Origin of the sequence: Wolbachia endosymbiont (group A) of Bombylius major (assembly GCF_947251895.1) — a bacterium.
GTDB classification, from domain to species: Bacteria; Pseudomonadota; Alphaproteobacteria; order Rickettsiales; family Anaplasmataceae; genus Wolbachia; species Wolbachia pipientis.
Genome location: NZ_OX366395.1, coordinates 581,602 through 605,919, shown reverse-complemented (window position 1 = coordinate 605,919; position 24,318 = coordinate 581,602). Strand labels below are relative to the sequence as shown.

Below are 24,318 nucleotides of genomic sequence, written 5' to 3'. Positions count from 1 at the left end.
CATATCCCAGATATTACTTTGGGCATTAGCTTCTTAAACAATCCTTCCACATAGCAGCTTGTGGTTGGCTACTTACTTATATTTTAATGAATATAAGAGCTTCTATGTGGTTACTCTGTTCCATGGCTTCGTTTCACGTTAAACTTAGAACCTGTCTTGAAAGGAGTTAAGCAGCTAATTTAGTAAGCATAGAAGTAATCATATTAAATAAGATATTGTTTTTTGAAGTAAGAGGAGAATGCTCGTAATCCTTGCTCATGCGTCTAAAATTGGAAAGCCAAGCAAAGGTTCGTTCTACAATCCAACGTTTAGGAATAACCTGAAATCCTGTATCAACCAATTTCTTGGTAATCGTTAGCAAACATCCAGTTTCCAACAAACATCGATTTTGTAATTTACCTTTGTATCCTTGATCAGCAAAAAACTTACGTAATGTTGGAGCTTTGCATTTAGCTTGAATAAAAAGATTGGTAGCACCATCACGATCCTGAATGCTTGCGCTGTGTACCTCTGCAGTAATTACAAGACCTAGTGTATCTACAATAATATGGCGTTTTCTACCCTTTATTTTTTTACCGGCATCATATCCTCTTGATCCCCTTTTTGAGTCGTTTTCACTGATTGACTGTCAATTATACCTACTGAAGGTGTTTCATTTTTACCAACCATTTTTCTTACCTCTTTTACTAGCATGTCATGTATTTTTTTCAATTTTCCATTATTACGCCACCTGATAAAATAGTCATACACCGTTTTCCATGGGGGAAAATCCTTTGGTAGCATTCTCCACTGGCAACCACCCCTCATTATATACCTTATTGCATTAATAATTGTTCTGATGTTATGTTTTCTTGGTCGTCCTATCGCTCCTTGTGCAACATAGGGCTCTAAAATTTCCCATTCCTTGTCACTTATATCACTTGGATACAATTTACCCTCCTATTTTTTGCTTACCTCATCATACTCTTTTCTTTATTCCCTTTCAAGACAGGTTCTTAGATTCCTACTATTTGCCGGAAGCTTGGAACATCAATAACTAAAGTCTTCAATCTTTAGTTCCCTTTTTGCTTCGTACCATTTTGGTCTATGCGTAATTCAATCTCTTTTCGCATATTATGCTTTGACGACAATTCAAACATAGGTTCCTCTCGTAATCATATCTAACTCTGTTTGCAAGGATTCACCATGAGGTTTAGTGTTACCTGCTTTTATCTCATGCTTGCATTCCAGAGGTTGCCACTCTTTGAAATGTGAGATATACATTATCCCTGATGTCTGGGAAGATGGAATTTAACCACCACAAAACCATGACCTTCCAGGTCGCACTAAAAAAGAAGCACCACCTTTCTATTGTGCTTTCTAGTTCCTCCACTCTGCTTTTTGAAAATTTAGGTAATTCTATAAAGACAAATTGAAAATCTTTTAAGTAATGGCCGTTGGTTTTTATATCACGTATATTGTGAGTAGAAATATACTCAACCTCTTCAGGGAATAGCATACCATTGGAAATAGCAATGAAGAAAACCTTCTTTAAATTAATGTAATTTTTATCAGCCTGCCTTGAGTAAGCCTTAGCAGCATAGAGTTGTGCGCGCTTTTCAAAGCCCTTGTCGCGAGCGAGCTGCATCTCAATTATATATCTTGACCCACTAGAATCCCTGCAAAGAACATCAACTATACTTTGTCTATCAGAGGCAATTTCAGGGTCCATAATGGTGCTTAAGAATTCTACTTCTTGTATAGTATTGACTTCAGTACATCCTAAAATATCATTTAAAAAATGGATAAGAATATTCTTATTTTTTTCAGTACCAAAGATTTTCTTAAATGTTAAATCTAACTTTGGATCGAGAAATTTTGAAAGAGCCATGGCAAGAATGCTTGAAAATATTAATAATTATACACTATTATTAACAATTATTCAATCATATTTTTAAGGAAGACAACTTTTAACTTTGTAAAAGATAGCCAAGAAAGTTGCATTTGCAGCAAATTTTAAGATACCCATCTATGGCCTAACTTAACGCGCATGAACGTTCTCAGAAGCCCTGTTATTCCACCAAGATCTCTCTCTTTCCTGAATAATTTGGAGCACTGACAATACCTTCCTTTTCCATTCTTTCAACAATGTTTGCAGCTCTGTTATAGCCTATTCTAAGTTGTCGCTGAATGTAACTGGTTGAAACTTTTTGATCTCTTTGAATGATGGCCACTGCTTGGTTGTAAAGGTCATTTTCTTCATCCTCTGTTTCATCACCCAATTCCGTAGAAGAATTTTCATCTTCTTTGGTGATTTCCTCCATGTAGTTTGGCTCACCTTGCATTTTCAGATGATCAACTATATCTTGTACCTCATCATCGCTCACAAATGGGCCGTGAATTCGAATAATCTTACCACCAGAGGCCATATAAAGCATATCACCCATACCGAGTAATTGTTCAGCCCCTTGTTCGCCAAGTATTGTGCGGCTATCTATCTTAGAAGTAACAGCAAAACTGATTCTTGTTGGAAAGTTTGCTTTTATCACACCTGTTATCACATCCACAGATGGACGTTGTGTTGCCATTATGATATGTATTCCTGCAGCTCTGGCCATTTGCGCCAAACGCTGAATGGAGCACTCTATTTCTTTGCCGGCAACAAGCATCAAATCTGCCATTTCATCCACGATCACTACAATATATGGAAATGTTTCCATTTTGATTGGCATTTTTTCAAACAGAGGTTTGCCTGTTGTTGAGTTAAAGCCAATCTGTACAACACGTTCTAATTCTATCCCACTATTCATCGCTTCTGTGATTTTTTGGTTATAGTTTATTACGTTGCGCACATTTAAGTATGACATCATGCGATAGCGATTTTCCATCTCTTTTACTATCCACTTAAGAGCGACTACAGCCTTTTTTGGCTCTGTTACCACTGGCGTTATTAGATGCGGTATTGCATCATATATCGAAAGCTCAAGCATTTTGGGGTCGATCATTATCATCTTGCATTCGTCAGGACTTAATCGATAAACGAGCGACAGAATCATAGTGTTAATCGCAACTGATTTACCAGACCCTGTGGTTCCAGCAACGAGCAAGTGAGGCATTTTAGTTAGATCTGCAATAACTGGTTTTCCACTTATTTCTTTGCCAAGCGCAATTGGAAGATTTAAGTTTGCATTTTGGTATTCTGGTGATTCAAGCAAATCACGCAGCATTACAATTTCCCGTTCCTTGTTCGGCAACTCTATTCCCATAGCATTTTGCCCACGAATTATTGAAATACGTGCAGAGAGTGCACTCATCGAACGTGCAATGTCATCTGCAAGGCCAATTACTCTTGCAGATTTCGTACCAGCTTGTGGTTCAAGTTTGTATAAAGTCACAACCGGCCCATAGCATACACTGATAATTTTTCCTTGCACGCCAAAATCACTCAGGACTTGTTCCAGCAGAGATAAATTTTTATTGCTCTCCATTTCATTCAGCTGCTTTCTCTGCAAAGACTCCTCTGCTTTAGAAAGTAAATGAATGCTTGGAAACTCGAACTCACTGAAAATTTCTTTGGTGGCTTTTTTCTGTCTTTCTTTTGGTTGTTGTTTAGTAGTGATTTTAATTCTATGTTTTTCTTCTACTACTAATGGTGCAATTGAATATTCAGTAGTTTTATGTGATCTGAAGAATGGAACATTTACAAATAAGCAAGCTATTTTTTTACATAAGAAGAATAGAGAGTAAATTGTTCTCTTCCAACCAACAGATCCTACAAGACCTATTGATGTTACTATCACAAATATATAAAACGGGCAGTTATTAATTAGTGCATTCCCTATTATTCCACTGTGTCTGTACCTTGCAGTGATGCCTAGCGAAAGTTGTGGTAGTATAGCACATATCCCTAAATTGATTAATATTAAATAGAGAATTTTTAGCAGCCTTTTTGATGGCCTGAAGATCAACAAGTAAACTATGGTTGTAGCTATTGTAACACTAGTTAATCCAAGAAATTGAACCAATATATCAGCTAAATATGAACTTACTATTCCACCTAAATTTGTCACTTCCTCATTTGTAGCTGTGTTTAAGGAAGGATCTTTATAGTTATAGCTAAAAACTGATATATATATATATATTAAGAGTGAGAGATATACTGCTGCTTTTAGATATCTTTTTAGCATCTACTTAAAAGTAGTAATTCATTGTATATTGTACAAAGCGAATTGCTATTAGCAATATCATTATAGATAAATCTAATCCGTTGAACGGTGGTATGTATCTTCTGATAATTTTTAGTGGTGGATATGTCAATTGGTTCAAGATGTGCATTATGCTGCTGACAGTTTCATTATATATGTTCACCATATTAAGTTTAATCAGCCAGTTTAGGATAACCCAACATATTAGAATGAAGCTATAAAGATCAAGTAACGTATTGAGTAGATATATGATTGGATGCATACATATCTATTACACGAAAGTTATATAAAAGACAATTATTTAGCCTTTTCAAACTCAAAATGTTGTTTTTGCTGAACCAAAAAAAACTTCATTTTTTGAGCTGCGCAAAGCCACCTAAAGTAGAGAATGGACAAGGAAGGAGGGGTGTATAATATATATTAATGTTGATATTTATTTCTTATAAATATCATCTCTATGTCCTATCTCTGTGATAGTTACTATATGATCTAATTGATTTACTCTGTAAATTACACGATAGTCACCAACCCTTAGCCTTCTACGTCCTTTTAAGTTATGATGTAGTGGTTCACCAAAATTTATTGGGTCAACTGTAAGACGTTCTTTTATAGCCTTTTGAACTCTTAGCCTTATTGTCTTTGGAAGGTTTGGTAAATCTTTTTCAACAACACTCTTTAGAGACTTAACCTTGTAACGCTCTAATCCCACTTAATATCTTCAAAATCAACTGTTTCTGCACCTTCAACATCACGCTCATCAGAAATTTTAGATACTAAAAAATCCTCCATTTCAAGCTCAACTGCTTCTCTAAATAGTTTTCCTGCTAATTCTTGAACGGGCTGTTTAGTAAATTCAGATAATTCAGCAAGATGCTTTAAAGTTTCTTCGCTAAGAGCTATGTTAATGCCTGAATTTGCCATATGTTTTACCAAAGTCCACTAATAATTATACAACATTTTTTTTAATTTTTCAATAAAGAAAGGAGTGGTGTATAAAAATATATTTAATGTTTCAGTAGGTCCAATATTGCCTGCTTGTAAATATTGTCCCTGTGTCCTATTGAAACAATAATTACTATACGTTTTGCAGTATTTACACGGTAGACAATACGATAATCATCAGCAACTTTTATTCTTCTATGTTCCTTTAATCTCTTGCGTAGCAACACACCGTTACCAATAGGATCAGTCTCAAGATACTCTTTTATTGCATCTTTAATACTTGGCTTTACATCTTCCGGCAAGGAAGGCAAATTTCTTTTAAGAACATGCTTTAGATATTTAATGGTGTATTGCTTATTTCCAGATGTCTTCACTATCCTCTACTTCTTCTGCATCATCAGAATTTAACTCCCTAATAATTTTGGAAAATGCAATATCTTCCGCTTCAAGTTCGATTGCTTCCTTGACTAGCTTTTCTGTTAATTTTTGAACAGACTGCTTGGTGGCTCTAGCTAGTTCAATAAGATGCTGCGAAGTTTCTGGGTTGAAAGTTACACTAACTTTTGAATTTACCATAAGTTTTACCAAAGTCTACTACTATAGCTATTTTACAACATTTTTTTTAATTTTTCAATAAAGAAAGGAAGGAGGGCTGTATAAAAATATATTTAATGTTTATCAAGTAGCCTTCTCATAAATGGTGTCTCTATGTCCTGCTGTAGCAACAAACACCTTATGTTTTGCAATATTTACAGTATAAATAATTCGATAATCACTAACCCTTATTCTTCTATACCCTTTTAGCCTGCCACGTAATGGTTTACCAAATTTAATTGGATCAGTTGTAAGCCGCTCGTTTATCGCTTTTGTAATCCTTGATCTTATTGTTTTTGGAAGATTTAGAAAATCTCTTTCAGTAAAGTTTTTTGAGTAGACAATATCGTATTTCAGTTTATGTCCTCTCCCTTTCAGATAGTACTGTGTTCCAGTCTACATCCTCACATTCCTTAATAGTTTTATATAACGCAATATCTTCTACTTCGCACTCGATTCCTTCGATGACTAACCTTTTTGCTAGTTCTTGAACGGATTCCTTGGTGATTTCAGCTAACTTAGTAAGGTTATGTGAAGTTTTTGGGTCAAAAGTTATACTAATTCCTGAATCTGTCATATGTTTTACCAAAGTCTACTAATAATTATACAACATTTTTCTGAATTTTTCAATAAAGGAAGTTGATGATATGTAAGAAAAATTTTGCCACCTGCGTTAATAAATAATTAAAGATTTAGCATATTTATCTACCCTCTATTCTATTACTTAAGTTAGACCACTTTTTTCTATTAATATTTTTTGTTTATAAAGATGAGCAGTTACTCATCACGCAGTTGATCTATGGATATAATACTACCGTTTGATAGTTTTTCAGTACATTTTTCACTTTTGTATTCTTTATCAGAGTCGATACTGATTTTGTCAAATATTAAAACATCTCCTGAAATTTTATCACGAAACTCACTAATAGCAAAAAACGGTATAGTAATTCGCTCTTGTTTTCCTTGAAAACTCAAACTGACGCTAAATTTATCCTCAGAAACTTTTAAATCATAGAATTGATGCTGTAATATAATAAGCATTTGAGTAGGGTATGACTTTTTCAAACGATCTGGCATGGTCACACCATTAAAATATGTGAAAAATAATATTTCTAAGTGAGGGATAAAACCATTACCTGATATAACATCTAAAGTCTTTTTGATAACTTGAAACTTAGCAGAATTAAGCAGTTTTTTGTAATCTGTTTGCTCCATATAACTTTCACATACGTAAATTTTGGGGGAACTTCTGTTACCCGGCGTTCCCTAAACCGTGCTTTAGTAATAAACCAGTTGTGCTAAATTAAGCAGCAACACGATATTCTTCAGCAGCAAAATTATCGTTTGCATTTAAATTATGAACTCTTAGCGGTGGTGTCTAACCGAGCAAAGCTACCATCTTTACTATGCATGTCGATCCTTAATCGCCCCCGTATAATTAAAAAACATGGTGGAGGCGCCGAGTACTGCCCTCGGGTCCAATACACCTATTACAAGGTAATTTTATTGCTATAGTACACAAAATGTACATAGCTATTATATAGCAACATTAAATAAATGTCAAGATATTATGACCTTAAGTTGATTTATTGCTAAAACAAAATTAAGATTTCCAGTAAAAAATTCTGTGCTCTTAACCTGACACATATGGATTTTTGAATACTTCCAATGAACATATTTATAAATAAATATTTACTCTTCTTTTTTATTGTTTTTAGGTTTTTCTTGATCAACCATTTCTCCACCGATCTCTTTTATTTTTAGTATCAACGACTCTGGTACATACATGTCAATTACTTCTTCTGCTGTCACAAATAAAGCCTGATAAGAGTGTGAATTTATTATCCAATTAGGCAATATGTCTTCTGCTTCTATTTTATACTCTCCCTCTTTTTTGTCATATACTGTGTAGCAATATAAGTGCACAGCAAAAAATAATACATAAGAGAGCAATATTCCTTTAAGCACTCCGAGAAAGATTCCAGTAACTCTATCGATAAACCCTAACCTTATGGGTGATAATATGTACATTAGCCAGTTATTTATTATCATGAATATAAGATTAAGTATAATAAATACAGAGATTGTAGAAAGTATGTTTAGTGTAACTTTAGAATCAAAATATTTACTATAATTTAGAGTGAAAAAATCATAGTGATTAGCTGTCAGAAAAACTGATAAAAATAGAAACATTAGTGCGCATAGCTCTTTTATAAAGCCTCTAGTTACCGAGATTATTACACATAGAACAACAATGAAGATAATTAGACTATCGAAAAGCATATTTTATATCTATATGGTTTTCAAGATATAATAGTTGTAAATAACAAGGTTGTAAAATTAATTGTATTTATGCTGCATCAGTTGATCTAAATACCTAGCGATCATGTCAATTTCTAAATTCAGATAATCATTTACTTTGTTGTACTGAAAAGTTGTATTTTCCCATGTGTAGGGAATTATATTTACTGTAAATTCGGCAGACCCCTTTTGAAATTCGATTTCTGATGGCAATTTTGTTGTCAAAGCTTGACTGTGCTCCTCAAATACATTTAAGTATTCTGCGGTGCTCGCCTGTGCTTCTCCTAAAAATTTCTCACCACAAACAAATTTCGAAAGGGGTCTGGTGATAACTGAGTTCACTGTGAGAGAAACCCCATCTAGTGTAACGGAGCTTTTTTTTGCAACAAATTTAATTAATTCTTGTGGGCACGATAGTTTGATTTCATGAGAATCTAAATTTTGATTAATTGTTAAAATTTTTACTATCCCATCAACATGACCCTGAACCAGGTGGCCATCGATCTTATCGCTTAATCTCATTGCTTGTTCGAGATTTATTTTTTTTCCTATTCTCCACGTATTTAAGTTAGCAACCTTCATAGTTTCTTGAGATGCTTGGACTGTAAATGTATCGCTCATTATATCAACAACAGTTAAACACACACCAGAGCAAGCTATTGAATCTCCTTTACTTATAGAGGATAAATTTTGTGTTTTGATATGGAAAATTTGATCAGAGTTGGGGTGAGTGGTAGTATCAGTTATAGTTCCAATATCCGTAATAATCCCTTTAAACATATGGTGAAAATAAATAATTTTACCATGAAAGATCTCTTAGGACAACTTGTTTACATTTTGGATAAGTTTAAATGCGAGAAGGAGATTTGTTCTGTTCAATAGATTCTATAGAATACTCAGAATATATAAAGTAAGCTAAACTCAAAACACATAATGCAGTTAATATTGGTAACCCTATGTTCAATGCTAGCCCAATACTTTCTCTTTTTTCTGGTGGCACTAATCCTTTTAACATTGACACTTTTCCTGATGGAAAATGCCATAAGCAAAGTGTTGATGCAGATGCTACTATTATAAATAGACAAAAATAAGCCTTTTTTGAGGAAAATACAGTTTTTAACGGTGATTTGAGTGTAATGTTAGTAGGTGGTAGAATTTTAGCTTCATTTGTTGCTGGTGAAGGGTGTGTAGTTTTATTTGGTAGATTTCTGTTTTCACGAGAAATGCTTTCAGGTTGTGGAGAAGGTTGTTGTATATAAACACCTGAAACTAATTTAAGCAATTGCTCTTTTTTTCTATATACTTGTTTTTGTAAATATTCTTTACCTAAAAGTGAGTTACTAAGAGGTTGTGGCCTTTCGAGTATCTGTAATACTTCTGATATTTCACCTGGCTCTAATATTGCACGTAATTGTTTATCTTGAAAGTAAACAATATTGAATACTGAGCTGAAAATATTGCGAAATGTTTCTGGATCTTGATCTTTGTATCCACTCATCACTTCAATAAATATTTCATCGAGTTTTTTCCCCCTGTACTCAATTTGGTTATCTATCATAGCTACTCTAGTATCATTTCGTGCTTGTTTTATGGTAGGTTGTTTTTCTTCCTCTGATAGTTCTTTAGCCTGCTTTTTCGATTTTTTTCTATTAGCTTTAAAATACTCTGTGTGCGAAGTAGTTTGACCTACATTCTGTTCTGCTTCTTGAGGTATTGGATTTTCTATACTACCCCCTGTCATCCGAGTAGCTTGACTACTTGGATCCATGTTTCTTTTTTTCTGGTCAAACGCTGGAATAACACCAAATGGTATATTGTTGCTCTGTATAGAAAATTTTGGCAATTGTTGGGAAAAGAATTGTGACGTATTAAAAAAATTGGGTAGACAGAAAAAAGATCTAAACCAGAAAACGTTTTCATGCATTGCAGCAACTACTATCGAAACACGTGTAACTTGTTTTCCATTATTTGTTACATCGAAGCCAAATGAGCCTGTAACTGGTACGATTTGTTTATTTTGTGCATTTTTTTGGTTAGTTTCACTCTGTTCTTTTTTGTCTTCATTTTCAGTTTTTTCTGCATGTTGTAGCTTTTCATTTAGAAATAACTCGATTTGGTACAAGTTGTCCAGGTTAATGTTTTCAACGTCTGTTTGTAGCGTTATCGTTGTGCCCTGCAGAAGGATTTGAGGCGGAGCACTATTTACGAATTCTTCTACAGTTTTATAACTGTTAGTTTTACAGTAGTTATTATATAGTTCACTGCTTTCTTTGGGCACTTTTATGTTGGCTGTAAATTTTTTTTTCCCGGGAAAGGCAGATTTTGAAAAAATCAATTAAAGAGTTTATTTGAAATAATCTTATATTAAAGGTGTCTTTATCTGTTGCTGTTAGCTCAAATGAAAATTCTTGTATATTACTTTCAATACTTCTCGAGCGAATAGCACTGATCTTAATTCTTTCGCTAGAAAATGCTTTACTTATGTTTCTGGATTTTTCCTTAAAGAGCTTAGGTAAATCCTCTATTTTATACTTATTCTTAGTTTCAGTGTTACTGTTGTGCATAGTTGATACAGCAAATTCATCAACGCAAAGGTAAATAAAAAAGATTAATTAGTCAATAAATTAATAATCAGAATAGGGCAATTTTTCGGATTGTTGATGATATTTAAAATTTCACTATAATGAAAGTTTAAGCCAGCGTTTCTAAGATGAATAAAGAGCTACTGAATGAAATACCTTCACTTGAAGATAAAGCAGTTTCCGAAATTGAGAATGCTTCTTCTTTGCAAGATTTAGAAAAAGTTAGGCTATTATATTTGGGAAAAAAGGGTGTAGTTAGAGCTTATTTTGATAACTTAAAAAAGATAGAAAATGCAGAGAAAAAGCGTGATTTAGGCGCAGTTATTAACGCTTTACGTGATAAGATAGATCATCTTATCATGAATAGGGAAAATGTACTAAAAACAGAAGAAGTTAACTTTAAATTGCAGAACGAGGCAGTTGATATTACGTTGCCCGTTAGACCAGAAAAAATTGGCAAGATCCATCCACTCAGTAAAGTTATAAATGAAGTAAAGCTTATTTTTGCACATATGGGTTTTAAAGCAGTTGATGGCCCTGACATTGAAGATGAATTTCATGTATTTGATGCACTGAATACTCCAAGTCATCATCCTGCGCGAGAGGAGCAAGATACCTTCTACTTAAAGAATAAAATAAACGATAAAAGAATGGTACTGCGCACTCACACCTCATCTGTACAGATTAGAACCATGGAAAAAACAAAAAATTTCCCAATTAAAATAGTAGCCGCAGGTAGAGTATACAGAAATGACTTTGATGCAACTCATACTCCTATGTTTCACCAGATAGAAGGGTTATATGTCGATGAAAACGTCAATATGGGCCAGTTAAAATTTACTATTCATCACTTCCTTAATAAGTTTTTTGGAGATAAAGGGCTGAAGATACGTTTTCGTAATAGTTTTTTCCCTTTTACCGAGCCTTCTGCAGAAGTGGACATAAGTTATAAAGGTAGTAAATGGATAGAAGTACTGGGATGCGGTATGACGCATCCAAATGTATTTCAAAATGTTGGAATAGACCATACTAAATACAACGGTTTTGCGTTTGGCATTGGTATAGAAAGGCTTGCAATGCTAAAATATCAAATTAGCGACTTGAGGAGCTTTTATGACAACAAAATCAGCTGGCTTGATCATTATGGTTTTCATTTTTCATCTTTAAGATAAGTGATAAATAAAGCTCATACTTTTATCATACTTGCTGCCGGGCATGGCAGGCGGATGAATTCAGATTTGCCTAAGGTCCTACACAAAATAGGCAGTTTTTCCATGCTCCAGCATGTCATTTACAATGCAAAACAGCTAAATCCTGAAAACATAGCTGTTGTAGTTGATCTGCCTTTAATTGAAAGACTAAAGTGCTTTAAGGATATACAGTTAATTACACAAGAATTAACACTTGGCACTGGAGATGCAGTCAAAACTGCAATGAGAAACCTAAGAGAATTGCCAGATTCGAACATAGTTGTTGTGCAGTATGGAGATACTCCGCTCATAAAAAGCAGCACAATAACTAAAATGATTAGTTATTTAGAAGGCAAGGCTCTAGTTTGCCTAGGTTTTAGGGCAAGCAATAAAGAATATGGTAGGTTCATCATTGAGAATGGTTCCTTAAGAGAAATCGTAGAAGCAAAGAGTGATAAAAATAATCATGAAGAGTTTCTTGCCAATGCTGGAATAATGGTTGCATGTGCAAAGAATTTACGTGAATTAGTGGAGAAAATAGAGTGCAATAGCTCAACTCATGAATATTATTTGACTGATGTAGTCTCCATTGCAGTGAAGAGTAATTTAAATGTCGGTTATGTTATTACCGGTGGAGAAGAAGCAACTGGAATAAATAACAGAAATGACCTTATAAAAGCTGAATTTTACTTTCAAGAAAATAAAAGAAAAGTTTTTACCGACTCCGGAGTAACGCTTGTTGCGCCAGAAACTGTTTTCTTTTCTCTTGATACGCAAATTGCCAGAGATTCAGTTATTTACCCATATGTTTTTTTCGGTACTGGAGTGAAAATAGAGTCTGGTGCGAAAATACTGCCATTTTCGCATTTAGAAAACTGCTTAATTAAAAGTAATGCTGAGGTCGGTCCATTTACCAGAATACGCGGAAACACAACAATTAGTAATAAGGCAAAAATAGGAAATTTTGTGGAAGTGAAAACAAGTGAAGTTGGTCAAAACACTAGAATAAAACACTTAAGTTATATAGGAAATGCTAAAGTAGGGCAGGAGAGTAATATAGGAGCAGGCACTATTGTTTGTAATTATGATGGGAAAAATAAACATGAAATGAATATAGGGAGCAATTGCTTTGTTGGCGCCAATAGCTCACTAATTGCGCCGCTTAATATTCATGATGAATCTGTAATTGCAGCAGGTAGTGTTATAGTTGAGGATGTACCAGAAAAAAGCCTTGCAATAGCAAGGGAAAAGCAGGTGATTAAGAGAATAAAGTAATTCGCTGTAATTATATTAGACTTCTTGCATTACCTCCCAGGCCACAACTGTCATTCAATAGAAACAAAAAAAATTGCTTTACAAACTTCGCCAGCCCCCTTATTATAGTATTAAGGGTATTTTTGACTCAAAACTTGTTTTTGATCTGCGCAGGTTCAATGACAAAATTCAGTAAAAAACTCAGGGTATCTTTTGGCGGATTACATAAAATTATAGCTGCTGCATGTCTTTTAAATTTTTTCTACATTCAGCCAAACTGCGCTTAAACTAAGCGTCAGCACATTATTATAGCGCCAATTTAAAGTATTAGAGGGTCAAAACCAGCACCACGGGGTTTCTTTTGCCTTTTTTTTCATTTGGTAAATTTCTTAAATATTTATGGCTAAACGACAACCGTCATCCCGCTGCTTGTGAGCGGGATCTAGAGATACCGCGAATGAATCGCGGTATGAAGGTTAAGTATCCCGCTACGTGTTAACGGATGAGATACCGCGAATGAATCGCAGTATGACGTAGAGTTAGCGTTAGCCATAACACAACACTTTTATACTCACCAACTCAGTATCCAACCTGGATCCCAGTGTCTGGGCACTGGGATGACAGGAAGAGAAGGCTACTTGGATGGCAGGGAGGGGCTACTTGAATGACGGTTCTTATCGTCGGTAAACTTAGAGCTATAATAACTATTTGCCTTTTTTCTGCTTAGGTTATGCAAGAAGTCTACTGTCTGAGAAAAAGTAGATAAAGGGTGAAGAAAGATAGAAGTGTTTAGATAGCTCAAAAAGAACGTTAAGTCATGCTTTTTATTTATATTGACAGCGTATATGACATCGTTTACGATTAAAGTTAATAACAATAATTTATATTTATCATGTTTGCAGTAATTGAGACTGGTGGAAAGCAATATTTAGTAAAAGAAGGTAGTATAATAAAGGTAGAGAAGTTAGAAGCTGAAGAAAAAAAAGAGGTGGAAATCAATAAGGTGATTTGTATTTCAAATAATGGCTTATCTTATTTATCTAATGCTACTGTTAAAGCTGAAGTGTTGGAGCAGTGCAGGGGGGAAAAAATTATAATCTTTAAGAAGAAAAGAAGAAAAAATTACCGTAGGAAAACTGGTCATAGGCAGTATATAACTGTTCTTCGTATAAATGAAATTAGTCTTCAAAAGTAAGAGGTAAGATATGGCAACTAAAAAATCAGGTGGTAGTTCCTGTAATGGTAGAGATTCAGCGGGTCGTAGGTTAGGAATAAAGAAGAATGGGAAGGTTATTCCTGGTAACATAATTGTGCGCCAAAGAGGCACAAAATTCCATCCTGGGAAGAATGTTGGTATAGGTAAAGATCATACGATTTTTGCCAAAGTAGAAGGCTGGGTCAGTTTTAGAAGGTCAGTAAATAAAAAGACTTTTATTGATATCGTGCCTACAGATAATATGAAAGCTTCAGCTTGAATAAATCATGGGTCTGTAGCTCAGGTGGTTAGAGCGCACGCCTGATAAGCGTGAGGTCGGAGGTTCAACTCTTCCCAGGCCCACCATTTAGTAGTTACTAACTGTGTTTTCTATAGCGGTTTTGATATTGTATAAGCAAAAACATGAGTTTGTATAAAAATTTAGTAACCAGTGAATCAGTTGCGGCTGGTCATCCAGATAAAGTAGCAGATCAAATGTCAGATGCAATACTTGATAAATACCTTTTTACTGATCCTTTTGCGCGAGCTGCAATAGAGACTTTAGTCACCAAAGATAACGTTATTATAGCTGGGGAAGTGTTTGGGCCTAACATTGAGAATAGCAGGATTGAAAGTATTGTACGGAATACAATAAAAGATATTGGTTACGAGCACGATGGGTTCCACTGGAGAAAAGTGAAGGTAAATATATTGCTGCATGAGCAATCAAATGACATTGCAATAGGGTTGGATCAAGGTGCTGGAGATCAGGGCATAATGTATGGCTATGCAACAACAGAGACAGAAAACCTTATGCCGGCACCCATTTTTTATGCACACTCGATTCTGAAAAATATCATGAGCGCAGTTAAAGAAGCAAAACTTGGTCCAGATGCAAAGTGTAAAAGACAAGATTTAATCTGACAGAGAAGAATTAACTGACAGAAGAATTGACGTAGTCAAAACTAATATCAGGCTGTTGTTTAATGCTACTAATATTTTTCTGAAAAGCAATATGTTTACTGTCAAAAAACGTTTGCATAGGTGTTTTGCCATAGCAGTATTTGCCTGAGTGAGGCCTTGTCTCATTGTAAGAACGCAACCAATGATCAACATCGATCTGTAGATCCTCCAAAGAATAGTAGATTTTCTTTCTAAAGATAATATTGTAACACTCATCTTGCATAGTTCTATGGAATCTTTCACATATGCCATTAGTTTGTGGAGAGTTGGCTTTGGTTCTAGAATGATCGATATTTTCGATTCCTAAATATAGCTGATAAGCGTGATTTTCGGGCTTGCCACAATACTCCGTACCCCTATCAGTTAGAATGCGTAATAATGGAATTCTCTGCTCATCAAAAAATGGGATAACTCTATCGTTAAGAAGATCTGCAGCTGTAATAGCTGTTCTGTCCGTGTAAAGTTTAACCATTGCAACTCTGGAATAAGTATCAACAAAAGTTTGCTGATAAATGCGCCCTATGCCTTTGATATTGCCCACATAATAGGTATCTTGAGAACCCAAATAACCTGGATGTTGCGTCTCAATTTCACCATGAGCTTCCCTTTGTTCTTTCACTTTTTCTAAAGCTGCAAGTTGTTCTTCAGTTAAAATGATTCCGTCTTGAGCTACTTTTGCCTCCAGTGCTTTAAGTCTCTTTTTCAAAGTTTCAAGGTCATTTCTTAGCCATACAGATCTTACTCCTCCTTGGGAAATTATTATACCTCTTTTTCTCAGCTCATTTGCAGCTCTTTCTTGTCCATATGCAGGAAATTCTGTAGCTATGCCAATTATTGCTCTTTCTATATCTTCCGAAACTCTGTTTGCTAATAGCGGTTTTTTCTTACTTATTTCATGTAATGCTTCTTCTCCCCCATTTTCATATAACTCCTTGAATCGATAAAATGTATCTCTTGAGTATCCCATCACTTTGCACGCTTGAGACACATTTCCTAATTGTTTTGCTAGCTCTAGTAATCCTAGTTTTGGTTTTAGTATTTTTGTTTGTATTGTACTCATTTCTAACACTCCTTATTTTTATTATTCTTAACTTACTTTTTTAAAGTGTCATATCAAGTCCTGTTTAATACAAATTATGCCTCTATCAATTCGAATGTCATCCCATCTATTCCTGGTGCCCCATTACTCTTCTTTGTTAGCTTATATGCTTCTTCCAGTGTCTCCATCTTGCAGACGTGAACATAGATTCCCCAGAATCGCCATTCCGGTTCTGCTTTCGCTTTGGTTTCTTCTCAGGTCTTGTAATTTTATTGGCATTTTTATCATTTTTACCTTTACCTTCCTTTTGTTAAAAGATTTCTACTAGCAGGGTGCCTTTGCTCCATGAGCGTTACCTCACTTCTTCACTACTACGGACCCATCCGCCACCCTCTCATCTTCAGTTCACTTCCTGTTTTCCAGTTATAGAACCTATCTCTCCAAGGTATTTCTCCTTGGGATGAGGAGGGCTTCTCCAGTTGCTTTGTATGTCCTCATTGCCATGCCGTTACTAACACCCCGCTGAAGTAGACCAATCGTTTCATTCGTTTTTTGTCTGGTCTATTCTGTCTTCGCCAGTACCAAGATGGCTCGACCTTCAGCATATTCCTTTCGAGGCAATCTGTGTATTCGCTTTCGCTACGGCCTGGTAATTCGCCATTATCCTACGATAATGTTGTTGGTAGGCTTCAACATTTTGGTTTCCCTCCATGCTGCTACCCAAGCTACAGGATTCCGACTTTTATCCTGGTAGGTCTATCTCCTACTGAACAATACTCACCTTCTCTGGACGCACTTGGTTACCTAAAAAATAGACTAGAAATTGAACACACTCGCCATAGATCCCCTGTTAATTTTTTGGTTCATATCTTTTCTACTCTCATTTCCTATTCCATCAAATCCAAAAAGCCTTCTATTTTCTATACTTTCTTCCTTCCTTAATCCAGAATTCGCGTCACAAGAACGGGTGATAAAGGATCTCAATCCAATAAACAGAGGATGGAGTCAATATTACTCTTCGGTAGTTTCATGTAAAATCTTTAGCTCATTGGATAATACTATACATAGAAAGCTCTCGAAGTGGGCAGTCTTTAGGCACCCAAACAAAGGGAAATGCTGGATAAAAAGAAAATACTTTAAAAAGTATAATAACGATAACTGGCGTTTTATGACAAGTAACAAGATACATCTTATTATACACAGCGATCATGTTATTAAACGACATATCAAAGTGCAAAAAACCAGATCTCCATATGATGGTGATTGGGTATATTGGGGTAAACGTCTGAGAAAAATACCAGATAAGCCATCAAGAGTAATAAAACTATTGAAGTTACAACAAAGTAAATGTGATAATTGTAGACTATGGTTTAAAAGTGATGATACAATAGAAATACATCACAAAGACTGGAATAGACGAAACAATATGATCAAAAACTTATCTTTGTTACATGGACATTGTCACGATGAATTACACAGGAGGTGTGCATGAAAAGCACCAAATTGGAGAGAAGCCGTATGAGGCGCAAAGTCTCACGTACGGTTTTGAAGTCGAGTGAGGAGGGGCGACCTTCTTCACTTAGACAACAATATGCAGATGAAACTACAGATGAAGACCTAAGGAATATAGCAGAAAAATCACCAATAGTAAAGCTAGCATATGATGAGTTAGACAAGTTTTGCTGGAATGAGAAAGATTTAGTAGCTTACGAAGAAAGAATAATGGATCTGCGGAAAGAAGAAGGCATCCTCGCTCAAAAACTTGATGAGGGAAAGATTGAAGTAGCAAAAAACCTACTTAAGGCTGACATCTCTATTGATATTATCTCTCAGACAACCGGCCTTCCTCAAGCTGAGATTAAACGACTTCAGGAAGAAATCACCTAAAAGGCTAATGATCAACGAAGAAATTGTAAGAGAGAGCTTAAAAAAAGTCGTAGAACAAGAAAGTGGTAAAACTCTTGGTATAATATCCTCAATCATTATTAAAGGTGGGGACGTTGGTTTTGCGCTTGAAGTTGCCGGTAACACGCAAGCAAATGAAGAATTAAGAAGAAATTGTGAGCAAGCTGTTAAAGCTATACCGGGGGTGACAAAAGTGATCGTGGTTGCTACTTGTCAAAAACAAACTGGGCAACAAAAAGCTAAATTACATATCGAAGGAGTGAAAAATATAATCGTTGTGGCCTCTGGTAAAGGCGGTGTGGGCAAGTCCACAGTTGCGCTAAATCTTGCTCTCTCATTAGCAAAGTTAAAACACAAAGTTGCGCTGGTTGATGCAGATATATATGGTCCTTCAATTCCTAAAATGCTTGGCGCTGAAAAATTAAAGCCAAAAATACAGGATAGTAAAGCAATGCCTATAGAAAAGTATGGACTGCATACTATTTCAATTGGCTATTTTATCGATAAAGATCGTGCAGCAATATGGCGCGGACCTATGATTACAAAAGCACTTTATAATCTGCTAATGGGAACAAAATGGTCCGATATAGAGTATTTGATAGTTGATACACCACCTGGAACTGGCGATGTGCATTTAAGTCTTATGGAAAATTTTAACTTAACTGGGGCGATAATAGTTTCAACTCCACAGGAGCTCTCTTTAATTGATGCTCGCAAAATTTATGATATGTTTACAAAGCTCAGCGTACCGGTTATTGGCATTGTAGAAAATATGAGTTATTTCATTCAAAGCGGCTCAAAAATATACATATTTGGAAAAGACGGTGCAAAAAAAATGTCTGAGGAGCTGGGCATCAAACTTCTAGGCAGAGTTCCTCTAGATCCACAAATATGCCATGCTTCTGATTGCGGAAATCCTTTAATGTTAAGTGAGGATTTGGCAAAAATTTATAAAGATATTGCTTTGGAAACAGTAAAACATTGCATAGCTGTAAAATTCTAAAAAAAACACAGCTTTACGCAAAGAGACTTTAAGAATTCGTCTGTCCTCTTTACTATAAAATAGATATTCGTCTATCAAATATTATCTTCAACTTGAATATATTTAAAGATGTTTTGTGTATCATCTAAAAAGTTATTCTTTATATTAGTTAATTCCGATTGTTTTTGGGATAGATTATCCTTTATTGTTCTATCAAAACAATCAAGATCTCTGCACTTTAATTGAGAATCCATGTCTCCATTTTCATACAAACCTCGTATAATGTCATAATATGCTCGAGTTTCATCAGTTTCTGGTTGTTGCTTTTCTCTGAATATTGCCTTTAATTTCGAATCTATGTCTAATTCTCTTTTTATAGCTTCAACAGCATTTTCATGATACTTTTCATAATCTTCAAAACTCTTTAATATTTTGTCTTTTGCTTTATCTTGTAGCATTTTTAGCAAATCTTTAGCATGAGATTTTTCAATTTTTTGCTTCCAGTCATCATACGTATATTCTGAGTTACCATGTTTTGTATCTTGACACTCGCCTCCTACATTAAATATTTCTTCGTTGTAGATTTTATCACCCTGGTAAAAGTGATCGCTTATATTGATTTTATCATTAGTTAAAGTTTGTTTGATTGCTGCTTTGTTTTCTCCAAGTTCTTCTCTGTACTTACTAATGCAATTTAACATTTTTGCTTTGCAATCTGTAGTCATAAACTAATACCTTTAATAAAATAAGATCTATCTTAGCATGAAGTAATTAACATTTTATTACAGAAGTTTACTTTTAGGTGTTCTCAAGATGATATAGCTAAAGTGGCTTAGGTTTACCGACAATTTGAAAAACCGTCATTCCGCTACTAGTTAGCGGAATCTATACCGCGCACAACTGTACGAACATTCGTTTGTGAAAGCAGTGTGTTAAATGTTATAGCAGGTTTTGCCTCAAACACAAAGGTGTCATCCCAGTGCCCAGACACTGGGATCCAGAAAAATTGATTGTAAACAAACGACTATACAACATTTTCAATAAAATTACAAAAAAGCTGGATCCCAGTGTCAAGCACTGGGATGACATCCTCCCTTGTGGAAATTGCTCTCAAATCACAACGTTCGTACAGCTATGGAATGAATCGCGGTATGACGTAGGGAAACCTTTCTTGGGTTAGCTATAGGTCTTTGTCTATAAAGTTTGTTTAAACTATTTTCAAAACAGATAAAATATAATTTTACAATTAGCGTAAATAAAATGAATTATGATGTAATCATTTCAGGTGGTGGGTTACTTGGTCTTATTACTGCCATTGGCCTCAGTTGTGACTCTGTGTCTGTAGCTGTGATTGAAAAAAATAGTCTACCACGTGTAGTAGATGATAATCGAGCATTTGCTATTTCTCAAGGCTCGAAAAAAATATTGGAAAAGTTAGGGATTTGGCAGTTTGTGGAAAGTGAAGCTGAGCCAATACTTGATATATGCATATTAGATGCGGTTACTGTGCATTACAATCATAAAATGGTTAGCGAAGAGCCAATGGGTTATGTTATCAACAATGCTACTATATGGAATGCAATCAACAATAATTTTCTAAATAAACTGAATATATACTCTCCACATTCCTATAAAACAATTGCTTGTGATTCAGGATATGTGGAAGTGATTCTTGATAATAACCAGGAATTAATATCATCGCTACTTATCTGCGCTGAAGGCAAAAACTCTAAATTACCAGAGTTATTTTCTATACCGACAGTGAAATTTGACTATAAACAAAGTAGCATAGTATTTAATGTAAAGCATGAACTGCATCACCAAAACTTAGCTGTGGAGCGTTTTTTCCCTGGCGGTCCATTTGCAATTCTACCGATGAAGGGTGGCTATACTTCTTCGATAGTTTGGACAGAAAAATCTGAAATTTCAAAAATGCTAATGGATCTGTCTGAAGAAGAATTTATTATAGAGCTTAAAAAAAGATTTGGTTCTTATTTAGGAGAGATAAAATTAGAGGGTGAAAGAAAACTTTATCCTTTAAGTTTTGCTTTCGCAAAAAAGTTATATAAGGGTAGAGTTTTGCTTATCGGCGATGCAGCACATTCAATTCATCCAGTTGCAGGTCAAGGGCTTAATCTTGGAATTAGAGATGTAGAAAGTGTTATAAAGCACGTAGTTGCTGCAAAAGCGGCTGGTACTGATGTTGGCAGTAGTTATTTATTAAAGAAAATTTCACGTAACAGATACTTTGATAATTTTACAATGGCGCTTGCAACTGATGGATTAAATAGGATGTTTTCCAACAGAATATTCTGCGCTAAAGCACTAAGAAATCTTGGCTTGATTGCAGTTGAAAATTCAAATTTCCTCAAAAAACGCTTCATTCGGCATGCTATGGGATTTATATAAATCACTATTTTATAGCTAATGCAAGTCAGGTTTCCCACGTCATACCGCCGCGGTATCTTGGCCGCTAACACGTAGCGGGATGACGAATGTATCTGTTCAGCAGTTGTGTTAAAAGTCAATAGAAAAATTGATGTAGCTGTGGATAAGTACTTTTATCTGTATAAACGTGCTTATCCACAGCTATGCTGGCTCTTAGATAGAGACAGACAGAGAGTTATATTCCTCAGTAAAAACCCTGTCATCTCTGACTAAAGAGTTAGCAAGAATAAGCAATTTCCTCATGGCAGCAGTGGAAGCAATTTTATATGGCTTTTTATATTGACTATATAATCTAGTAAAGAAAGGTTTGATATAGGAATTAGAGATTGTCCGGAAACTAGTAAAAGGCTATAATATCTGAAATTTTTGTAAAAGACAAGATTTAATCTGACAGAGAAGAATTAACTGACAGAAGAATTGACGTAGTCAAAACTAATATCAGGCTGTTGTTTAATGCTACTAATATTTTTCTGAAAAGCAATATGTTTACTGTCAAAAAACGTTTGCATAGGTGTTTTGCCATAGCAGTATTTGCCTGAGTGAGGCCTTGTCTCATTGTAAGAACGCAACCAATGATCAACATCGATCTGTAGATCCTCCAAAGAATAGTAGATTTTCTTTCTAAAGATAATATTGTAACACTCATCTTGCATAGTTCTATGGAATCTTTCACATATGCCATTAGTTTGTGGAGAGTTGGCTTTGGTTCTAGAATGATCGATATTTTCGATTCCTAAATATAGCTGATAAGCGTGATTTTCGGGCTTGCCACAATACTCCGTACCCCTATCAGTTAGAATGCGTAATAATGGAATTCTCTGCTCATCAAAAAATGGGATAACTCTATCGTTAAGAAGATCTGCAGCTGTAATAGCTGTTCTGTCCGTGTAAAGTTTAACCATTGCAACTCTGGAATAAGTATCAACAAAAGTTTGCTGATAAATGCGCCCTATGCCTTTGATATTGCCCACATAATAGGTATCTTGAGAACCCAAATAACCTGGATGTTGCGTCTCAATTTCACCATGAGCTTCCCTTTGTTCTTTCACTTTTTCTAAAGCTGCAAGTTGTTCTTCAGTTAAATGTATTAAACAGGACTTGATATGACACTTTAAAAAAGTAAGTTAAGAATAATAAAAATAAGGAGTGTTAGAAATGAGTACAATACAAACAAAAATACTAAAACCAAAACTAGGATTACTAGAGCTAGCAAAACAATTAGGAAATGTGTCTCAAGCGTGCAAAGTGATGGGATACTCAAGAGATACATTTTATCGATTCAAGGAGTTATATGAAAATGGGGGAGAAGAAGCATTACATGAAATAAGTAAGAAAAAACCGCTATTAGCAAACAGAGTTTCGGAAGATATAGAAAGAGCAATAATTGGCATAGCTACAGAATTTCCTGCATATGGACAAGAAAGAGCTGCAAATGAGCTGAGAAAAAGAGGTATAATAATTTCCCAAGGAGGAGTAAGATCTGTATGGCTAAGAAATGACCTTGAAACTTTGAAAAAGAGACTTAAAGCACTGGAGGCAAAAGTAGCTCAAGACGGAATCATTTTAACTGAAGAACAACTTGCAGCTTTAGAAAAAGTGAAAGAACAAAGGGAAGCTCATGGTGAAATTGAGACGCAACATCCAGGTTATTTGGGTTCTCAAGATACCTATTATGTGGGCAATATCAAAGGCATAGGGCGCATTTATCAGCAAACTTTTGTTGATACTTATTCCAGAGTTGCAATGGTTAAACTTTACACGGACAGAACAGCTATTACAGCTGCAGATCTTCTTAACGATAGAGTTATCCCATTTTTTGATGAGCAGAGAATTCCATTATTACGCATTCTAACTGATAGGGGTACGGAGTATTGTGGCAAGCCCGAAAATCACGCTTATCAGCTATATTTAGGAATCGAAAATATCGATCATTCTAGAACCAAAGCCAACTCTCCACAAACTAATGGCATATGTGAAAGATTCCATAGAACTATGCAAGATGAGTGTTACAATATTATCTTTAGAAAGAAAATCTACTATTCTTTGGAGGATCTACAGATCGATGTTGATCATTGGTTGCGTTCTTACAATGAGACAAGGCCTCACTCAGGCAAATACTGCTATGGCAAAACACCTATGCAAACGTTTTTTGACAGTAAACATATTGCTTTTCAGAAAAATATTAGTAGCATTAAACAACAGCCTGATATTAGTTTTGACTACGTCAATTCTTCTGTCAGTTAATTCTTCTCTGTCAGATTAAATCTTGTCTTTTACATCACTTATCAGACAATTATAACCATTACAACTCATCTGATGGGCTAATGTAATATAGCTAATTTACAGTATCTGTTCAGATGCATGGCTAATGTACAAATATTGAAACAAAAATTCCAGTGCCCCTGTGATGTCATTCCAGTGCTTGACACTGGAATCCAGCTTTTGATCGAAAATGTTGTATAGTACACAATCAAATTTTCTGGATCCCAGTGTCTGGGCACTGGGATGACACTCATTTGTTCCTATAGTTGTCTTTTCTCGTCTACCTTATTTTGCCACTCTGCTGAACAGATATAATTTACAACCACCCCCTACCCTTTTTAGTTGTTCAGCAAATATAGAGAGGCTAAAGGGAGTGGCATCACTTAAATAATTAGATGAAAAATTAGGTGGATCATTCTGAAATTCTTGCATTTTTGTCTATAATTTTGTTAAATAATTTCCCTTTTGGTCATATCG

At 35.1% G+C, this 24,318-nt stretch carries 23 protein-coding genes, 1 tRNA gene, 1 other RNA gene and 6 pseudogenes; 12 read left to right on the top strand and 19 right to left on the bottom strand.

What is annotated here, in order from left to right:
• Positions 1-166 precede the first annotated feature (166 nt).
• The 15 genes and pseudogenes from OPR49_RS02875 to OPR49_RS02805 all read right to left on the bottom strand — a co-directional run bounded on the left by OPR49_RS02875 (position 167) and on the right by OPR49_RS02805 (position 10,585).
• A protein-coding gene (locus OPR49_RS02875) for an IS5 family transposase (RefSeq protein WP_156518237.1) occupies positions 167-930 on the bottom strand; the annotation gives its coding sequence in 2 pieces (ribosomal slippage) (positions 167-576 and positions 576-930; 765 coding nt in all).
• 397 nt (positions 931-1,327) lie between these two features.
• A pseudogene (locus OPR49_RS02870) lies at positions 1,328-1,870 on the bottom strand (Rpn family recombination-promoting nuclease/putative transposase); the annotation flags it as partial.
• Between the two features lie 181 nt (positions 1,871-2,051).
• On the bottom strand, positions 2,052-4,166 hold the full coding sequence (locus OPR49_RS02865; protein WP_265027395.1) for an FtsK/SpoIIIE family DNA translocase: 2,115 nt from the start codon (positions 4,164-4,166) through the stop codon (positions 2,052-2,054).
• 4 nt (positions 4,167-4,170) lie between these two features.
• Complete coding sequence (locus OPR49_RS02860; RefSeq protein ID WP_264719255.1) at positions 4,171-4,446, bottom strand: YggT family protein; 276 nt, start codon at positions 4,444-4,446, stop codon at positions 4,171-4,173.
• Positions 4,447-4,617: 171 nt separating this feature from the next.
• The gene (locus OPR49_RS02855; protein ID WP_265027394.1) at positions 4,618-4,893 is read right to left on the bottom strand and encodes a type II toxin-antitoxin system RelE family toxin; all 276 of its coding nucleotides are present in this window, start codon (positions 4,891-4,893) and stop codon (positions 4,618-4,620) included.
• Complete coding sequence (locus OPR49_RS02850; RefSeq protein ID WP_006279415.1) at positions 4,884-5,105, bottom strand: hypothetical protein; 222 nt, start codon at positions 5,103-5,105, stop codon at positions 4,884-4,886. The genes OPR49_RS02855 and OPR49_RS02850 overlap by 10 nt, the downstream gene beginning before the upstream one ends.
• Positions 5,106-5,188: 83 nt before the next feature.
• A complete protein-coding gene (locus OPR49_RS02845; RefSeq protein WP_265027393.1) occupies positions 5,189-5,500 on the bottom strand; it encodes a type II toxin-antitoxin system RelE family toxin in 312 nt (103 codons plus the stop codon).
• Positions 5,481-5,702, bottom strand: coding sequence for a hypothetical protein (locus OPR49_RS02840; protein WP_265027392.1), 222 nt, complete (start codon positions 5,700-5,702; stop codon positions 5,481-5,483). Before OPR49_RS02840 ends, OPR49_RS02845 begins: the two co-directional genes overlap by 20 nt.
• Positions 5,703-5,804: 102 nt before the next feature.
• Positions 5,805-6,011: a type II toxin-antitoxin system RelE family toxin gene (locus OPR49_RS02835; RefSeq protein ID WP_231115925.1), complete on the bottom strand. Its 207-nt coding sequence runs from the start codon at positions 6,009-6,011 to the stop codon at positions 5,805-5,807.
• A gap of 67 nt (positions 6,012-6,078) precedes the next feature.
• On the bottom strand, positions 6,079-6,297 hold the full coding sequence (locus tag OPR49_RS02830) for a hypothetical protein (RefSeq protein WP_006279413.1): 219 nt from the start codon (positions 6,295-6,297) through the stop codon (positions 6,079-6,081).
• A 200-nt stretch (positions 6,298-6,497) separates the two neighbouring features.
• Positions 6,498-6,935 carry a ClpXP protease specificity-enhancing factor SspB gene (locus OPR49_RS02825; RefSeq protein ID WP_006279412.1) on the bottom strand — a complete coding sequence of 146 codons (438 nt, stop codon included), beginning with the start codon at positions 6,933-6,935 and terminating at the stop codon, positions 6,498-6,500.
• A gap of 23 nt (positions 6,936-6,958) precedes the next feature.
• Positions 6,959-7,288, bottom strand: a transfer-messenger RNA (tmRNA) gene (gene ssrA, locus OPR49_RS02820).
• Positions 7,289-7,412: 124 nt separating this feature from the next.
• The gene (locus tag OPR49_RS02815; RefSeq protein ID WP_265027391.1) at positions 7,413-8,003 is read right to left on the bottom strand and encodes a CvpA family protein; all 591 of its coding nucleotides are present in this window, start codon (positions 8,001-8,003) and stop codon (positions 7,413-7,415) included.
• A 57-nt stretch (positions 8,004-8,060) separates the two neighbouring features.
• A complete protein-coding gene (locus OPR49_RS02810; protein ID WP_265027390.1) occupies positions 8,061-8,801 on the bottom strand; it encodes a riboflavin synthase in 741 nt (246 codons plus the stop codon).
• A 67-nt stretch (positions 8,802-8,868) separates the two neighbouring features.
• Positions 8,869-10,585 (bottom strand): annotated as a pseudogene (locus OPR49_RS02805) (hypothetical protein).
• 146 nt (positions 10,586-10,731) lie between these two features.
• Between OPR49_RS02805 and pheS the strand changes: the two are divergent.
• From pheS to OPR49_RS02775, 6 genes and pseudogenes are all read left to right on the top strand, one after another.
• Complete coding sequence (gene pheS, locus OPR49_RS02800) at positions 10,732-11,775, top strand: phenylalanine--tRNA ligase subunit alpha (RefSeq protein WP_265027389.1); 1,044 nt, start codon at positions 10,732-10,734, stop codon at positions 11,773-11,775.
• Positions 11,776-13,068, top strand: coding sequence for a bifunctional UDP-N-acetylglucosamine diphosphorylase/glucosamine-1-phosphate N-acetyltransferase GlmU (glmU, locus tag OPR49_RS02795; protein ID WP_265027388.1), 1,293 nt, complete (start codon positions 11,776-11,778; stop codon positions 13,066-13,068).
• An 871-nt stretch (positions 13,069-13,939) separates the two neighbouring features.
• A complete protein-coding gene (rplU, locus tag OPR49_RS02790; protein WP_265027387.1) occupies positions 13,940-14,242 on the top strand; it encodes a 50S ribosomal protein L21 in 303 nt (100 codons plus the stop codon).
• A 10-nt stretch (positions 14,243-14,252) separates the two neighbouring features.
• A complete protein-coding gene (gene rpmA / locus OPR49_RS02785; protein ID WP_265027386.1) occupies positions 14,253-14,522 on the top strand; it encodes a 50S ribosomal protein L27 in 270 nt (89 codons plus the stop codon).
• A 9-nt stretch (positions 14,523-14,531) separates the two neighbouring features.
• Positions 14,532-14,608: transfer RNA gene (locus OPR49_RS02780), tRNA-Ile, on the top strand.
• Between the two features lie 57 nt (positions 14,609-14,665).
• Positions 14,666-15,142: pseudogene (locus OPR49_RS02775) on the top strand (S-adenosylmethionine synthetase N-terminal domain-containing protein); the annotation flags it as partial.
• Positions 15,143-15,176: 34 nt separating this feature from the next.
• On the opposite strand, the gene OPR49_RS02770 reads toward OPR49_RS02775, so the two are convergent.
• Positions 15,177-16,265 carry an IS481 family transposase gene (locus OPR49_RS02770; RefSeq protein WP_265027486.1) on the bottom strand — a complete coding sequence of 363 codons (1,089 nt, stop codon included), beginning with the start codon at positions 16,263-16,265 and terminating at the stop codon, positions 15,177-15,179.
• Between the two features lie 141 nt (positions 16,266-16,406).
• Complete coding sequence (locus tag OPR49_RS02765) at positions 16,407-16,532, bottom strand: hypothetical protein (protein WP_259348780.1); 126 nt, start codon at positions 16,530-16,532, stop codon at positions 16,407-16,409.
• Positions 16,533-17,042: 510 nt separating this feature from the next.
• Between OPR49_RS02765 and OPR49_RS02760 the strand changes: the two are divergent.
• From OPR49_RS02760 to OPR49_RS02745, 4 genes and pseudogenes are all read left to right on the top strand, one after another.
• A pseudogene (locus OPR49_RS02760) lies at positions 17,043-17,186 on the top strand (IS982 family transposase); the annotation flags it as partial.
• Positions 17,187-17,211: 25 nt separating this feature from the next.
• A complete protein-coding gene (locus OPR49_RS02755) occupies positions 17,212-17,736 on the top strand; it encodes a group II intron maturase-specific domain-containing protein (protein WP_265027385.1) in 525 nt (174 codons plus the stop codon).
• A 95-nt stretch (positions 17,737-17,831) separates the two neighbouring features.
• Positions 17,832-18,131: pseudogene (locus tag OPR49_RS02750) on the top strand (hypothetical protein); the annotation flags it as partial.
• A 7-nt stretch (positions 18,132-18,138) separates the two neighbouring features.
• A complete protein-coding gene (locus OPR49_RS02745; protein WP_265027383.1) occupies positions 18,139-19,152 on the top strand; it encodes an Mrp/NBP35 family ATP-binding protein in 1,014 nt (337 codons plus the stop codon).
• 74 nt (positions 19,153-19,226) lie between these two features.
• Here the strand turns inward: OPR49_RS02745 and OPR49_RS02740 are convergent, their stop codons facing one another.
• Entirely contained in the window at positions 19,227-19,856 is a 630-nt protein-coding gene (locus OPR49_RS02740) for a hypothetical protein (protein ID WP_065094973.1), read from the bottom strand.
• Between the two features lie 535 nt (positions 19,857-20,391).
• On the opposite strand from OPR49_RS02740, the gene ubiH reads away from it, so the two are divergent.
• Positions 20,392-21,540, top strand: coding sequence for a 2-octaprenyl-6-methoxyphenyl hydroxylase (ubiH, locus tag OPR49_RS02730; protein WP_213863120.1), 1,149 nt, complete (start codon positions 20,392-20,394; stop codon positions 21,538-21,540).
• A 440-nt stretch (positions 21,541-21,980) separates the two neighbouring features.
• On the opposite strand, the pseudogene OPR49_RS02725 reads toward ubiH, so the two are convergent.
• A pseudogene (locus tag OPR49_RS02725) lies at positions 21,981-22,667 on the bottom strand (integrase core domain-containing protein); the annotation flags it as partial.
• Positions 22,668-22,734: 67 nt separating this feature from the next.
• On the opposite strand from OPR49_RS02725, the gene OPR49_RS02720 reads away from it, so the two are divergent.
• Entirely contained in the window at positions 22,735-23,823 is a 1,089-nt protein-coding gene (locus OPR49_RS02720; protein WP_265027486.1) for an IS481 family transposase, read from the top strand.
• The last annotated feature ends 495 nt before the right edge of the window (positions 23,824-24,318 follow it).